Origin of the sequence: Streptomyces sp. NPDC093568, assembly GCF_044764945.1 — a bacterium.
In the GTDB taxonomy this organism is placed as follows: Bacteria; Actinomycetota; Actinomycetes; order Streptomycetales; family Streptomycetaceae; genus Streptomyces.
On the sequence record NZ_JBIWJD010000005.1, the window covers coordinates 235,114 to 249,120 of the forward strand.

Below are 14,007 nucleotides of genomic sequence, written 5' to 3' on the forward strand. Positions count from 1 at the left end.
TGTCGTGTCGTGTGCCGCTCGCCGGCGCCTTGCAGGTCCTACAGGTGCGGCAGGATCGCCGGCATCAGGTCCTGGAACGTACGGCCGTTGGCCGGGGTGCCGAGAGCCGTCATCGTCCAGGACGCGCCCGAGCGGTGCACCTTGGCCATGATCTGGGCGGTGTAGGCGCCGCCGCCGGCGAGCGTGTAGCGGGCGAGCTCCTGGCCGTTGGTCTCGTCGACCAGGCGGCAGAACGCGTTCTCCACCTCCTGGAAGGTCTGGCCCGTGAAGGAGTTCACGGTGAAGACGATCTGGTCGATGTGGACCGGGATGCGCGCGAGGTCGACGAGGATCGCCTCGTCGTCGCCGCCCTGGCCGACACCGCCGACGAGGTTGTCACCGGTGTGACGCACCGAGCCGTCGTCGCTCACCAGGTGACGGAAGAAGACGACATCCACCGGCTGCTTGTCCGCGAACAGGACGGCCGAGGCGTCGAGGTCGACCTCCCGCGTGCGCGAGCCGAACAGGCCGCGCCGGGGAGCCGCCTGCCAGCCGAGACCCATGCGCACCGCGGTCAGGCTGCCCCCGTCGTTCTTCTGCAGACTGATTGCCTGACCCTTGGTCATGTTGACGGTCACGTGCTGTTTCCCCTCTCGAGCTTTCCCCTGTTGGCCGCGGAGCCCGCGGATGACGAGAACCCTACGCAGGGGCACTGACAGTGACGTACCCCGGTCCCCACTTTGTGTCGGTCTTGCAACACAGTGAGTGCCGGGAGTTCGCCGACGCCCGTTCGGGCCGGGCCCGTCAGGCCAGACCCGCCTCCTTCATCTGGCGCAGTTCCTTCTTCATCTCGGACACTTCGTCGCGCAGTCGGGCCGCGATCTCGAACTGGAGGTCCGCGGCGGCGGCGCGCATCCGCTCCGTCAACTCCTCGATCTGCTCGGCGAGATCGGCCGCCGGGCGGTCGGTCGGGACCGTCTCCTTGGCCTTGCCCTTGCCCTTGGCACCCTTGGCCGACTTCGCGCCCTTGGCCGCCTTGTCGCCGAGGGAGGGTACGGGGGCCTTGGTGCCCCGGCCGTCCTTCTTGGCGCGGTAGCCGGTGCCGAGCAGCTGCTCGGTGTCGACGTCCTCGCGGGCGATCTGCGCGACGATGTCGTTGATCTTCTTGCGCAGCGGCTGGGGGTCGATGCCGTTCGCCTTGTTGTAGGCGACCTGCTTCTCCCGGCGGCGGTTGGTCTCGTCGATGGCCTTCTCCATCGCCGGGGTGATCTTGTCGGCGTACATGTGGACCTGACCGGAGACGTTACGAGCCGCTCGGCCGATGGTCTGGATGAGCGAGGTACCGGAGCGCAGGAAGCCCTCCTTGTCGGCGTCGAGGATCGCCACCAGAGACACCTCGGGCAGGTCGAGGCCCTCACGCAGGAGGTTGATGCCCACGAGGACGTCGAACTCGCCGGCGCGCAGCTCTCTCAGCAGCTCGACCCGGCGCAGGGTGTCGACGTCGCTGTGCAGATAGCGCACCTGGATGCCGAGCTCCAGGAAGTAGTCCGTGAGGTCCTCGGCCATCTTCTTGGTGAGGGTGGTGACGAGGACGCGCTCGTCCTTCTCGACGCGCGTGCGGATCTCGTGCACCAGGTCGTCGATCTGGCCCTCGGTGGGCTTGACGACGACCTCCGGGTCGACGAGGCCGGTGGGGCGGATGATCTGCTCGACCTGGCCGTCCCCGCGGGAGAGCTCGTAGGTGCCGGGGGTCGCCGACAGGTAGACGGTCTGCCCGATGCGCCCCTGGAACTCCTCCCACTTCAAGGGCCGGTTGTCGAGGGCGGAGGGCAGCCGGAAGCCGTGGTCGACCAGGGTGCGCTTGCGGGAGGCGTCACCCTCGTACATGGCGCCGATCTGCGGCACCGTCACGTGCGACTCGTCGATGACGAGCAGGAAGTCCTCGGGGAAGTAGTCGAGCAGGGTGTTCGGCGCGGAGCCGGGTGAGCGGCCGTCGAAGTGCATCGAGTAGTTCTCGACGCCGGAGCAGGAGCCGATCTGGCGGAGCATCTCGAGGTCGTAGGTCGTGCGCATCCGCAGGCGCTGGGCCTCCAGGAGCTTGCCCTGCTTCTCCAGCTCGGCGAGGCGCTCGCCCAGCTCCTTCTCGATGTCGTTGACGGCCCGCTCCATGCGCTCGGGGCCGGCGACGTAGTGGGAGGCCGGGAAGACGTACAGCTGCTCGTCGTCGCTGATGATCTCGCCGGTCAGCGGGTGCAGCGTGGACAGGGCCTCGATCTCGTCGCCGAACATCTCGATGCGGACGGCGAGCTCCTCGTAGACCGGGAAGATCTCGATGGTGTCGCCGCGCACGCGGAAGGTGCCGCGGGTGAAGGCCAGGTCGTTGCGCGTGTACTGGATGTCCACGAAACGGCGCAGCAGCTGGTCCCGGTCGATCTCCTCGCCGACCTTGAGGGGGACCATGCGGTCGACGTATTCCTGCGGGGTACCGAGGCCGTAGATGCAGGAGACCGAGGCGACCACGACGACGTCGCGCCGGGTGAGCAGCGAGTTGGTCGCGGAGTGGCGCAGGCGCTCGACCTCCTCGTTGATCGAGGAGTCCTTCTCGATGTAGGTGTCCGACTGCGGGACGTAGGCCTCGGGCTGGTAGTAGTCGTAGTACGAGACGAAGTATTCGACGGCGTTGTTCGGCAGGAGCTCGCGGAACTCGTTCGCCAGCTGGGCGGCCAGAGTCTTGTTCGGCGCCATCACCAGGGTGGGCCGCTGGAGCTTCTCGATCATCCACGCGGTGGTGGCGGACTTGCCTGTGCCGGTCGCGCCGAGCAGGACGACGTCCTTCTCACCGGCTTCGATGCGTCGGGCGAGCTCGGCGATGGCCGTCGGCTGGTCGCCGCTGGGCTGGTAGGGGCTGACGACCTCGAAGGGCGCCACCGTGCGTTCGATGCTGGAAACGGGCCGCATGGATCCACCGTACGACCCCCCACTGACAACGCGGTCCGGTCAGTGGTTCTGCGGGGTCCTGGAGCCTCGGTTTCCGGCGGTGCGGCGCGGCCGCTGCGGGGGGCGGCGGGCCGGACGCGGGACGGTGGCGTGGGCGGGGACGCCCGGTTTCTGCTCGACGGGGGCCACCGTCGGCCGCCCCATGACCATCTTCGGGTCGAAGAGCACGACGACGCCCGCGAGGAGCAGGAAGGCGAGCGGGCCGATCAGCATCGGCGCCAGCAGGGCGGCGGGCGAGTCGCCGGTGGCGGGGGCCTCTGTGCCGTGGAGGTGGACGCTGAGGGCGGCCATGCCGGTGTAGTGCATGCCGCTGACGGCGAGGCCCATGACGAGGCTCGCGCCCACGCTCCACATGAGCCCTCGGACCTGTCCGGCGGACCACAGGGCCGCCGTGGCGGCTGCCATGGCTATGACGACGGAGACGGCCACGGTGAGCGTGTTGTACTCCAGCCTGCCGTCGAGCTGTATGCCGGCCATGCCCAGGTAATGCATGGAGGCGATGCCCAGGCCGGTGATGGTGCCGCCGGTGAACAGGGCCGCTCCGCTGGCGCCTTTGTAACCGACTATGAAGATCCCTACGCCCACCATGACGATGGCGACGGCCAGGCTCGCGAAGGTCATCGCCCTGTCGTAGTGGATCGGGGTCTCCTTGACCGTGAACCCCATCATCGCGACGAAATGCATGGTCCATATGCCGGAGCCGATGGCCGCCGAGCCCAGGGCCAGCCAGCCGGGGCGCCATGACTGCGAGACGAGCATCGATCTGGTGGTGCAGCGAAGACCGAGCGCGCCGCCGAGGCAGGCCATGACGTAAGCCACCAGCGGTGTGACGAGTCCGTAGCTGAAACCGTCGATCGTGCCCTGCATACGCGACTGCCTTTCCCGCCCTCTTACGTCCCGGAACTCCGTGAAATGCGCCCCCTCCCAGGACCGCCCGAACGGTCAAGGTTGAGGCCGAGAGTAACGCCCACCGCAATGGTCGAACGATTTTCCGGCAAAGAAACACGGCCTTGCCCCAGTTGTGCCGCCGAGGTGAGCGGTCGCGGGCAACTCCATTCAATCTGTGGCCATTCTGTACTCCCCCGCCGTTGACCCACTGCTGTCACAGTTGAGCTGTTTGTGATCGTCCGATGCGAGGAGTACGCATGCACGCGCGCGCTGTGGCCGCCACGACGACCGCACTCCTGGGAACCGCGGCCCTGCTCGTGCCCGCAACCGACGCCCGGGCCGGTGCCGAGCGGCCCACGGTCATCGCCCATCGGGGGGCTTCCGCCTATGCCCCCGAGAACACGCTGGCCGCGGTCGACACGGCTGCTGAGCTGGGCATCGACTGGGTCGAGAACGACGTCCAGCGCACCAAGGACGGCGAGCTGGTCGTCCTTCACGACGACAACCTCCGAAGGACGACCGACGCGGAGGAGGTCTTCCCCGGCCGTGCGCCCTGGAAGGTGAAGGACTTCACGGCCGCCGAGATCGCGCGCCTGGACGCGGGCAGCTGGTTCGGCCCTGAGTACGCGGACGCGCGCGTGCCGACGTTGAAGCAATATGTGGACCGTGTGGAGACGCACCACCAGAAGCTGCTCCTGGAGATCAAGAACCCCGAGCTGTACCCGGGCATCGAGTCGGAGACCCTGAAGGTCCTGGCGAACGAGGGGTGGCTCGACGGGCCCCATCTTGCGGACCGGCTGATCGTGCAGAGCTTCCGCGCCGACACCGTCCGGACCGTCCATGAGCTGAAGCCGGCCGTGAAGACCGGCCTCCTGGGTACGCCGGCCGTGGCGGACCTGGACCGGTACGCGGTCTTCGCCGACCAGATCAACACCTCGTACGCCTCCATCTCCCTGGGCTACGTCGCCGCGGTCCACGCGGTCGAGGGACCGCACGGCAGGCCGCTGGAGGTCTTCGCCTGGACCGTGAACGACGTGAACACCGCCCGGCTGGTCGCCGGGTACGGCGTCGACGGGATCATCACGAACACGCCCGACGTGGTGCGCGACGCCCTGCCCGCCGAGTGAGGCCGTACCGAGCCCGATGACGGGGCCGTTGTCAGTGGCGGTCCGTACGGTGGGCGCATGGACAGCCATGGGCAGTACGAGCAGCAGGTCGTGTGGACCGTCGTCGGTACCGACATCGGTCCGCTGATGCTGGCCGCCACCCGCGACGGCCTGGTCAGCGTCGTGTTCCACGCCACGCGGAAGGTGTGCGAGCAGATGCTCGACCGACTGGCGTCGCGGCTGGGCACCGAGCCTGTCGAGGCACCCGACTCGCCGCTGCTGGCCGAGGCGATACGTCAGGTCAAGGAGTACTTCGCCGGTGCCCGGCATGATTTCGAGCTGCCGCTGGACTGGTCGCTGATCTCCGGGTTCAACCGGCAGGTGCTGCGCGAGCTGGCCTCCGGCGTCCCGTTCGGCACGGTCGTGGGGTACGGCGACCTGGCCGGGCGGGTCGGGCAGCCGGGTGCGGCCCAGGCCGTCGGCATGGCGATGGGTGCCAATCCGCTGCCGGTCGTCGTGCCCTGTCACCGGGTCGTGGAGAGCGACGGCGGCATCGGCGGGTTCGGGGGCGGTCTGGAGACCAAGCGGAAGCTGCTGGCGCTGGAGGGGGTACTGCCGGAGCCCCTGTTCTGAGGGCTTTCCGCATCTTCACGGGGATGGGCAGGCGAGAGAAGAGGGGGGAGACTGCGCCTGTGACGACACCTTTCACCCACATGTACACGGCCGGTCCGGTGTGCAGTCGCCCTCCGGCCGGGCGGGGACGTACGCCTGGAAATCCGTCGTGACCGCCCTCGATCGGCAGGGCGCCGTGCCAGTCTCGGCCGAGCGGCTGCCGGCCCTGCGGCGCCGTATCTCGGCCGTGCTGATCACGACGCAGATCCTGGGCGGGCTGGGCGTCGCCACCGGCATCGCGCTCGCGTCCGTGCTGGCCAAGGACGTGAGCGGCACCGAGTCGCTGTCCGGGCTCGCGCCCACCGCCACCGTCGCCGGCACAGCGGTGCTGTCGATGCCGCTGGCCGCGCTGATGACCGCGCGGGGGCGCCGTCCTGGGCTCGTCCTGGCCTATATCATCGGCGCTGTGGGCGCCGCGGTCACCGTGGTCGCGGCTCACCTGGGGAGCTTTCCGCTGCTGCTGGCCGGGATGGCGGCGTTCGGAGCGGCGTCGTCGGCGAATCTCCAGGCACGGTTCGCGGCCGCGGATCTCGCCGAGCCGGAGCGGCGGGCCCAGGCCATCTCCCTCGTCGTGTGGGCGACCACCATCGGCGCGGTGCTCGGCCCGAACATCGCCGCGCCCGCCGGTCGCAGCGTCACCGGTCTCGGGATTCCGGCGACGGCGGGCCCGTTCCTGTGGGCGGCCGGGATCTTCCTGATATCCGCGGTCGTGGTCGCCGTACTGCTGCGGCCGGATCCGCTGCTGACGGCGCGTGCGCTCGCGCCGGCCGAGGAGCAGTCACCGGCGGCCCGTTCGCTGCGCGCCGGGATGACGGCCGTGGCGGCGTCGCCGCGGGCGCGGCTCGCGGTGGTGACGGTCGCCGTGGCCCACACGGCGATGGTCTCGGTGATGTCGATGACCCCGGTCGACCTGGCGCACCATGGCGCGGGCATCGACCTGATCGGGCTGGTCATCAGCGTGCACATCGCGGGCATGTACGCGTTCGCGCCGCTGATGGGACGGCTGACGGACCGGCTGGGGCGGCTGTCCGGGATCGGGCTCGCCGTGGGGCTGCTGGCGTGCGCGGTGTTCCTCGCCGGGACGGCCGGCGGCAGCCATGGACAGACGGCCGGCGGCCTGTTCGTGCTGGGGCTCGGCTGGTCGGCGGCGCTCGTCTCCGGTTCCGCGCTGCTCACGGACTCCGTGCCGCAGCCCGCGCGGGCCGCCGCGCAGGGCCTGTCCGACCTCGTCATGAACGCGTCCGCCGGCATCGGCGGGGCGGCCGCGGGCCTCGTGGTGGCCCGCGCGAGCTACGGCTGGCTGAACCTCGCCGCCGCGTGTCTGCTGCTCCCGTTGGCGGCGCTGGCGCTGCTCACACGGCGGGGGCGGGCGCAGGGCGTTCCGGTCGGCGACTGACGCCTACGTGCTGAATCCCCACGGGGCGCTGGCCGGCGTACAGCCGGTCTGACGTCTCTCGACAGTGACGACGGGAGGGGGCCACGCGCGCGTGGCCCCCTTTCGCGGCAGGTCAGTCGTAGTGCCGGGCCTCCAAGACGTTGCCGTCGGGGTCGCGGAAGTAGAAGCTGCGCCGGGCGTTGCCGCGTGCTCCGAAGGAGTCGTGGGAGATGTCCGACACGGGGGCGCCGCGCTCCTCCAGGCGGGCCCGAAGGGCGTCGAAGTCCTGGCCGGGCAGGGCCAGGCAGACGTGGTTGACCGGGTGGCCGGCGCTGTCGGCGGCGCCGGGCAGCATCTTCATGCGTTCCGCCATGGTGAGCGGCATGAGGTCGATGATCGACTCCTCGTTGAGGCGCACGGAGGGGAACGAGACCGTCCCCTCCGAGAACTCGGTGAGCCTGACCGGCTCCAGGCCGACCGCCTTCTCGTAGAAGTCGGCCGAAGCCACCGGGTCGTTCACCCAGAGGACGACGTGGTCGAGACGTGTGGTGTTGTCCGTCATGCAGCCAAGGCTGGTGTCGTCTCCCACAGGCCGCAAGGGTTTGACGCGCCGCGTCGCCCGCCAGAGATGAGGGAGGACGACTGACAGGAGGCAGGCGCGTGGTGCTGGTGGTGTCCGAAGAAGTGCGGGAGGCGATCGACGCGCGTCGACCCGTGGTGGCCCTGGAGTCCACGATCATCGCGCACGGGCTGCCGCGCCCGCGCAATCTCCAGGTGGCGCTGGAACTGGAGGAAACGGTACGGCGGGAGGGTGCCGTACCGGCGACGATCGCCGTGCTGGACGGGCGGCCCCATGTCGGCTTGGACAAACAGCAGCTGGAGCGGGTCGCGAACGAGGCCGGGGTCCGCAAGCTGGGGCACCGGGATCTGCCGCTCGCGGTGGCCTCCGGGGCGAGCGGGGCGACCACGGTGTCCGCGACGGCTCTGCTGGCGGCACTCGCGGGCGTACGGGTGTTCGCGACGGGTGGGCTCGGCGGTGTGCACCGGGAGTGGACGGTGACGCAGGACGAGTCGGCCGACCTGGGGCTGCTCGCGCGTACGCGGATCACGGTGGTGTGCGCCGGGGTGAAGTCGATTCTGGACGTCCCGGCGACCCTGCAACGGCTGGAGACGCTGGGCGTCGCGGTGGCCGGCTACCGCACCGAGCACTTCCCCGGCTTCTACCTCTCCGACTCGGGGCAGCCCGTGGACTGGACGCTCGGCTCACCGGAGGAGGTGGCCGAGGTGATGCGCGCTCAGGATGCCCTCGACGGGCCGGAGTCGGCGCTGATCGTCGCCAACCCGGTGCCGGAGGACGAGCAGTTGGATCCCGAGCTGCACGCGCGTGTGCTCGCCGACGCGCTGCACGCGTGCGAGGAGGAGGGCGTCACCGGTCAGACCGTCACGCCGTTCCTGCTGGACTACCTCGTCCGGCACACGGACGGTGCCTCGCTGAGCGCCAATCTCGCGGCGGTGCGTGGGAACGTACGGCTGGCGGGGCGGATCGCGGCGGCCTGGGTCGGGGCGTGACCGCGACCGGGACCGGGACCGGGTCCGGGGGTTCGCGGGGCGAGCCGTTCGGGGCCCTCGACGGCGCGCTGCTCGTCGTCGGGGATGTGGTGACGGACGTCATCGCCCGGCACCGGGGCCCGCTCGCCTCGGGGACGGACACGGCCGCGGCCGTCCGGACGCTGCCGGGCGGTGCGGGCGCCAATGTGGCCTGCTGGGCGGCGTATCAGGGCTGCGACGAAGTGCGGTTGCTGGGCCGGGTGGGCGCGGAGGCCGTCGAGTGGCACGAGCGTGAGCTGATCGCGAGCGGGGTGCGGCCCCGCCTCGTGGTCGATCCGCAGGCGCCGACCGGGACGGTGATCTGCCTGGTCGACACCGGCGCGGCGGCCGAGCGGACGTTCCTCACCGACAGCGGTGCGTCGCTGCGGCTGGATCCGGGCGACTGGTCGGACGCGCTCCTCGACGGTGTCGTATGGCTGCACCTGTCGGGCTACCTGCTGTTTTCCGAGCAGGGACGGGCGCTGGTGCCGGTAACTCTCGCTTCCGCACGCGCGCGTGGCGTGCCGGTCAGCCTGGATCCGGCGTCGGCCGGATTCCTCGTGGAGCTGGGTGTCGACCGCTTCCTGGCGTTGGCCGAGGGTGTGGACGTCCTGCTGCCGAGCCGGGACGAGGCGTGCCTGCTCACGGGGTTGCCGGATGCGCAGGACGCGGCGGCCAAGTTGAGTCGGCAGGTGCCGCTCGTGGTCGCGAAGCAGGGCGCGGACGGCGCACTGGTGGCCCGGTCCGGCGCTGTGAGCGCCCGCGTCCCCGCCGTACCGGCGACACCGACGGACACGACCGGGGCGGGAGACGCCTTCACCGGTGCCTTCCTCGCCGCCCTGCTGTCCGGCGTCGGGGCGGAGGCGGCGGCCCGGGAGGGGTGCCGGGCGGGGGCGCGAGCGGTGGAGCGGGTCGGGGGGAGGCCGCCGAAACCGGCGTGACGGTCATGAAGGACCTCGCGCCGCGACGGTTATGCCTTGCGTCCCCACGCCGAGATCAGCGGAGCCGTGGCCAGGTCCATGGTGCCGGAGGCGACGTTCGCGAGGTGACGGTCGATGTCCTGGTCCGTGGCGATGCCTTCGGTGACGAGCTGGTCGCGGATCTGCCGGATCGTGGCGGACTCCAGGGCGGCACAGGCGGGCGAGGTGACCGGGAAGTACGCGTCGGCCGTCACCTGGCGCAGTCCGGCCTCGCGGAGCAGCCTCGGGAGCCTGCGGCCGTAGGAGAGGTCGGCGCCGCGGTCGGCGAGGAGCTTGCGGAAGCCGTGGCGCAGCCGGTTGGCCAGCTGCTGCTCGGGACCGTGCTCGTCGGGGCAGATGAGGGGCTGGAGGGCGGGGTCGGCGTCCTCGACCAGGAGCCGGCCGCCGGGACGCAGGGACTCGATCATCGAGCGCAACGCCCGTTCCCGGTCCGGCACATGGACGAGGACGAGCCGGGCGTGCACGAGATCGAAGTCCTCCCCCGGCGGTTCGTCGGCGCTCACGTCGTGGACGCGGACCACCACCGGCGGCCGGACGGCGGAGGCGAGCTGCGAGGTGTCGATGTCGGTCGCGACGACCCGTCCGGTCGGGCCGACCTTCTTGGCCATCCAGGACGCGACGGACCCGCCGCCGGCGCCGACCTCCCAGCAGCGCCAGCCGGGTCCGATGCCGAATCCTTCGAGGTGCCGGAAGGTCGTGGGGTCGAAGAGGGTGGCGAAGGCGTCGAAACGCTCGCCCGCCTCGGTCTGCCGATTGTCGAGGAGATATCCGTCGTTTCGCGTCATGGCGCGATCATCCCAGTTGCCCGGCTCGCGAGGAGGGGGCGACGCGGCGCCTACGACGAGATGGCGGACGCCCGGTCGCGCGACGGGCAGGCACCGGTTCGGGCAGGTGGCTGGGGCGAACGGGGCAGATGCCGCGCCCGGCGCGGCAGATGAGTGCGTCCGGAACGGCAGATGAGTGCGTCCGGCATGGCGGATGAAATGCGTCCGGCACAGCAGACGAAAGCGCCCCGGACGGCAGACGAGGACGCCCCGGACCGCAGACGAACGAGTCCGGCACGACAGACGAAAGCGCCTCGCACGGCAGACCAACGCGTCCGGCACGACAGACGAAAGCGCCCCGCACGGCAGACCAACGCGTCCGGCACGACAGACGAAAGCGCCCCGCACCGCAGACCAACGCGCCCGGCACGACAGACCACACATCCGGCATGACCTGCATCCGACCGGGAAGACGTTGCGTCTAGCCGGGTGGGACTGGTTGTCCACAGGGGGGAACAAGGCGGAATCCGCTGTTCCCACAGGCTTACCCGTCCCTCACCACCGGCTGGCAAACTGGCAGGCCAAGGCGCAGGGATGCGGCGCGAGCGGTCCACGCAAGGAGATCCAGATGTCCATGGCAGGGAATCTGCGGAAGGTCACCGGCCTCAGCAAGGTCGGCGGCCTGCGCAAGGTGGCACGGCTGGGTCGACGTCGTCCCCGCGTCGACCTCAGTCACCCCGCCAGGTCCCCGCTGGGCTCCTCGGTGGTCAACTGCGTGACGTACCGGGACGGCGTGCGGGTCCCGGAGAGCGGTGATCTGGTCGACGTCGTGCAGCGGGTGCGCAAGCGCGGTGGCGGTTTCGTCTGGCTCGGCCTCCACGAGCCCACGGACCAGGAGTTCGCGGGCATCGCCGAGCTGTTCGACCTGCACCCGCTGGCGGTCGAGGACGCGGTCGAGGCGCATCAGCGGCCGAAGCTGGAGCGGTACGACGAGACGCTGTTCGCCGTGTTCAAGACGGTCTGCTACGTCGAGCACGAGAAGCTCACGGCGACGAGCGAGGTCGTCAACACGGGCGAGATCATGGTGTTCGTCGGCAAGGACTTCGTGATCACCGTGCGCCACGGGCGGCACGGCTCACTGGGCCCGCTGCGCGAGGAGTTGGAGTCGAGCCCCGAGCAGCTCTCCAAGGGACCGGCTGCGGTGCTGCACGCCGTCGCGGACCACGTGGTGGACGAGTATCTGAACGTCACCGACGCGGTGCAGGAGGACATCGACGAGGTGGAGACGGACGTGTTCGCGGAGAACGGAGCGCGTGCGGACCCCGGGCGGATCTACCAGCTGAAGCGGGAACTGCTGGAGCTGAAGCGGGCCGTGGTCCCGCTGAGCCGCCCGCTGGAGGAGCTGGCCACAGCACCGATCAGGGTCGTCGAGCCGGAGATACAGGCCTACTTCCGCGATGTCTCCGACCATCTGCTGCGGGCCAAGGAGCAGATAGCGGCCTTCGACGAGTTGTTGAACTCGATCCTGCAGGCGCACCTGGCGCAGGTCACCGTGGCGCAGAACGAGGACATGCGGAAGATCACGGCGTGGGCCGCGATCATCGCCATCCCCACCATGGTGTGCGGTGTCTACGGCATGAACTTCGACTACATGCCGGAGCTGCGCTGGACGTTCGGCTACCCGCTGGTCCTCGGCGTGATATCCGTCGCCTGTGTGCTGCTGTACCGCGGGTTCCGGCGCAACGGGTGGCTCTGACGAGCGGCGGCTGAAGGCCGGCGGCCGACTCCGTCCAGTCCCCCGGTACCCGTTCTCGTTCCCGTTCTCGTCCGGCACGGCCGGCCGGACGAGAACAGGACGCGAGTGACGGTTCACCAGCCCAGGGTCAGTGCGTCGTCGGCGTCGCGCCCATGGCGTAGACGCTCTCGGCCCAGTGGCCGATCTGGTCCTCCGAAAGGCTCCGGGCCAGATCTGCCTCGCTGATCATGCCGACCAGGCGCTTGTTCTCGATGACGGGAAGCCGGCGGATCCGGTGCTCCGTCATCTCGCGGAGCACATCGCTGATGTCGGCGCTCGCGTCGATCCAGCGCGGGGTGCCCTGGGCCATCTCGCCGGCGGTGACCTTGCTCGGGTCGTGGCCCATGGCCACGCAGCCGATGACGATGTCACGGTCGGTGAGAATGCCGCAGAGCCGTTCGTTCTTGTCGCTGATGGGCAGGGCTCCGACACCCAGCTCACGCATCAACTGGGCGGCGCGGTCCAGGGTCTCGTGGTCCGGGATCCACTGGGCGCCTCGGTGCATGATGTCTCCGGCAGTGGTCATCGACTACCTCCCGATGCCGGACGGCCGGCGCGGCGCGGGACGCACCGCTAGTCCCGACGCCCTTCATTCTCGCCGTGGCATCCGGCCCCTGCACCTGGAACCGAGCGGTCACGGCCAGGGGCGGCAGGCGGCGCCTCAGGCCGAGAAGCGCACGATCTTCCGCGGCACGACACGGATGATCACGCGGGTCTCGTCGTCCTTCTCGGCGGGCGGGTCGATCCCCAGGTACTTGTGCGAGAGCTCGAACGGCAGCCGCTTGGCCTCGTCCGGGACGATCTCGGCGGTGCCGCGGATCTCGACGGAGGAGTAGGGGTTGGCGAGGTCGTAGACCGAGACGCTGATACGGGGGTCGCGGCGGAGGTTGCGGACCTTCTGGCGCGCGTCGACGGAGGAGAAGAGCACTGTGTCGCCCTCGCGCTTGATCCAGACCACCGAGTTCTGAGGGCCGCCGTCGGGGCCGAGCGTGGCGACGCTGGCGAAGTTCCGTCCGTCGAGCAGGGCGCGGACGGAGTCGTCGAAGGAGATCGGATCAGTCGTGGAGGTCTGCATGAGAGCCAGCATATTTAAATGCACATGCAATAGAAGAGGTTGGCGGATCAGATCTCAACCGCTCCATGCCGGGTGCCGGGGGTCGTCGGCGCGCACCAGGACGTCGGCGGTGCCGGCCGGGTCGGTCTCCTGCTCGTAGCGCTCGAAGGCGGGGAGGGTCCAATGCTCGGCCTCAGGGGTACGGCGGCGCAGGGCGCCCGGTGAGAGGAGGACATGGACGGTCAGGTCGAAGGGGAACCAGTGGCGCAGCAGGAGGGGGCCGTGCAGCAACAGGAAGCCGCCGGGCGGGAGTTGGACGGAGGGGGTGCGGGTGGCCCGGTCGGTGACCGGGTCCCACAGGTCGGGCAGGACGCGGCCGTGGCCATCGGGTTCGAGCGGGCCGAAGACCTCGCGCCACAGGGCGCCGGTGTCGAACCAGCCGTTGTAGTAGGCCTCCACGTCCCGGTGGCCGTACTCCAGGCGGACCGAGGCCGGGCGCAGGAAGCCTTCCGTGCCGACGGCGAGCGAGGGGCGGCCGCGTATGCGCAGCGCCTCGCCGACCCGCTCGGCGAGGTCGCCCGGACGGGCCGCCGGGGCACCGTCGAAGGCGACGCGCGGCCAAGGGCTGCCGTCGGCCGGCTTCAGGTCGAGCAGCCGCTCGGCGAGCAGATCGCCGAGCCGGTCCCAAGTGATCGCTTCCAGTCGCACACGGCCCATGATGCGACAAGGGGAGGGTGGGGTGCGGTGTCGCGATCTGCCGGGAGGGGGTTCTCCTGGCACTGCAGGTGCGTTGTCGCGGCCTCCGGGGAG

14 protein-coding genes are annotated in these 14,007 nt (G+C 70.3%); 6 read left to right on the forward strand and 8 right to left on the reverse strand.

Annotation, left to right across the window (positions count from 1 at the left end; translation table 11 throughout):
- Positions 1 to 38: 38 nt before the first annotated feature.
- From ACIRD7_RS21735 to ACIRD7_RS21745, 3 genes are all read right to left on the reverse strand, one after another.
- Positions 39 to 617, reverse strand: coding sequence for a TerD family protein (locus ACIRD7_RS21735; protein ID WP_403455595.1), 579 nt, complete (start codon positions 615 to 617; stop codon positions 39 to 41).
- Between the two features lie 166 nt (positions 618 to 783).
- Positions 784 to 2,937, reverse strand: a complete 2,154-nt coding sequence (gene uvrB, locus ACIRD7_RS21740; RefSeq protein WP_403455597.1) for an excinuclease ABC subunit UvrB — start codon at positions 2,935 to 2,937, stop codon at positions 784 to 786.
- 39 nt (positions 2,938 to 2,976) lie between these two features.
- Positions 2,977 to 3,843 (reverse strand): MHYT domain-containing protein, encoded by an 867-nt coding sequence (locus tag ACIRD7_RS21745; RefSeq protein WP_403455599.1) that lies wholly within the window; start codon positions 3,841 to 3,843, stop codon positions 2,977 to 2,979.
- A 278-nt stretch (positions 3,844 to 4,121) separates the two neighbouring features.
- On the opposite strand from ACIRD7_RS21745, the gene ACIRD7_RS21750 reads away from it, so the two are divergent.
- The 3 genes from ACIRD7_RS21750 to ACIRD7_RS21760 all read left to right on the forward strand — a co-directional run bounded on the left by ACIRD7_RS21750 (position 4,122) and on the right by ACIRD7_RS21760 (position 7,038).
- A complete protein-coding gene (locus ACIRD7_RS21750) occupies positions 4,122 to 4,991 on the forward strand; it encodes a glycerophosphodiester phosphodiesterase (RefSeq protein WP_403455602.1) in 870 nt (289 codons plus the stop codon).
- Between the two features lie 57 nt (positions 4,992 to 5,048).
- The gene (locus tag ACIRD7_RS21755) at positions 5,049 to 5,603 is read left to right on the forward strand and encodes a methylated-DNA--[protein]-cysteine S-methyltransferase (protein ID WP_403455604.1); all 555 of its coding nucleotides are present in this window, start codon (positions 5,049 to 5,051) and stop codon (positions 5,601 to 5,603) included.
- Positions 5,604 to 5,751: 148 nt separating this feature from the next.
- A complete protein-coding gene (locus ACIRD7_RS21760; protein ID WP_403455607.1) occupies positions 5,752 to 7,038 on the forward strand; it encodes an MFS transporter in 1,287 nt (428 codons plus the stop codon).
- A 112-nt stretch (positions 7,039 to 7,150) separates the two neighbouring features.
- On the opposite strand, the gene ACIRD7_RS21765 is transcribed toward ACIRD7_RS21760, so the two are convergent.
- On the reverse strand, positions 7,151 to 7,579 hold the full coding sequence (locus tag ACIRD7_RS21765) for a VOC family protein (protein WP_403455609.1): 429 nt from the start codon (positions 7,577 to 7,579) through the stop codon (positions 7,151 to 7,153).
- Between the two features lie 98 nt (positions 7,580 to 7,677).
- On the opposite strand from ACIRD7_RS21765, the gene ACIRD7_RS21770 reads away from it, so the two are divergent.
- Together ACIRD7_RS21770 and ACIRD7_RS21775 are read left to right on the forward strand one after the other, a co-directional pair.
- Entirely contained in the window at positions 7,678 to 8,586 is a 909-nt protein-coding gene (locus ACIRD7_RS21770; protein WP_403455611.1) for a pseudouridine-5'-phosphate glycosidase, read from the forward strand.
- Positions 8,583 to 9,545 carry a carbohydrate kinase family protein gene (locus tag ACIRD7_RS21775; RefSeq protein ID WP_403455613.1) on the forward strand — a complete coding sequence of 321 codons (963 nt, stop codon included), beginning with the start codon at positions 8,583 to 8,585 and terminating at the stop codon, positions 9,543 to 9,545. The genes ACIRD7_RS21770 and ACIRD7_RS21775 overlap by 4 nt, the downstream gene beginning before the upstream one ends.
- 29 nt (positions 9,546 to 9,574) lie before the next feature.
- Here ACIRD7_RS21775 and ACIRD7_RS21780 read toward each other — a convergent pair whose 3' ends face one another.
- Positions 9,575 to 10,369, reverse strand: a complete 795-nt coding sequence (locus tag ACIRD7_RS21780; protein ID WP_403455616.1) for a methyltransferase domain-containing protein — start codon at positions 10,367 to 10,369, stop codon at positions 9,575 to 9,577.
- Positions 10,370 to 10,976: 607 nt separating this feature from the next.
- Here ACIRD7_RS21780 and corA point away from each other — a divergent pair.
- Positions 10,977 to 12,104 (forward strand): magnesium/cobalt transporter CorA, encoded by a 1,128-nt coding sequence (corA, locus tag ACIRD7_RS21785; protein WP_403455618.1) that lies wholly within the window; start codon positions 10,977 to 10,979, stop codon positions 12,102 to 12,104.
- Positions 12,105 to 12,231: 127 nt separating this feature from the next.
- On the opposite strand, the gene ACIRD7_RS21790 is transcribed toward corA, so the two are convergent.
- The 3 genes from ACIRD7_RS21790 to ACIRD7_RS21800 form a co-directional block, all read right to left on the reverse strand.
- Complete coding sequence (locus ACIRD7_RS21790; RefSeq protein WP_403455620.1) at positions 12,232 to 12,669, reverse strand: CBS domain-containing protein; 438 nt, start codon at positions 12,667 to 12,669, stop codon at positions 12,232 to 12,234.
- Between the two features lie 135 nt (positions 12,670 to 12,804).
- On the reverse strand, positions 12,805 to 13,218 hold the full coding sequence (locus ACIRD7_RS21795) for a PPOX class F420-dependent oxidoreductase (protein WP_403455623.1): 414 nt from the start codon (positions 13,216 to 13,218) through the stop codon (positions 12,805 to 12,807).
- A gap of 54 nt (positions 13,219 to 13,272) precedes the next feature.
- Positions 13,273 to 13,914, reverse strand: coding sequence for a uridine kinase (locus tag ACIRD7_RS21800; RefSeq protein ID WP_403455625.1), 642 nt, complete (start codon positions 13,912 to 13,914; stop codon positions 13,273 to 13,275).
- Between the last annotated feature and the right edge of the window lie 93 nt (positions 13,915 to 14,007).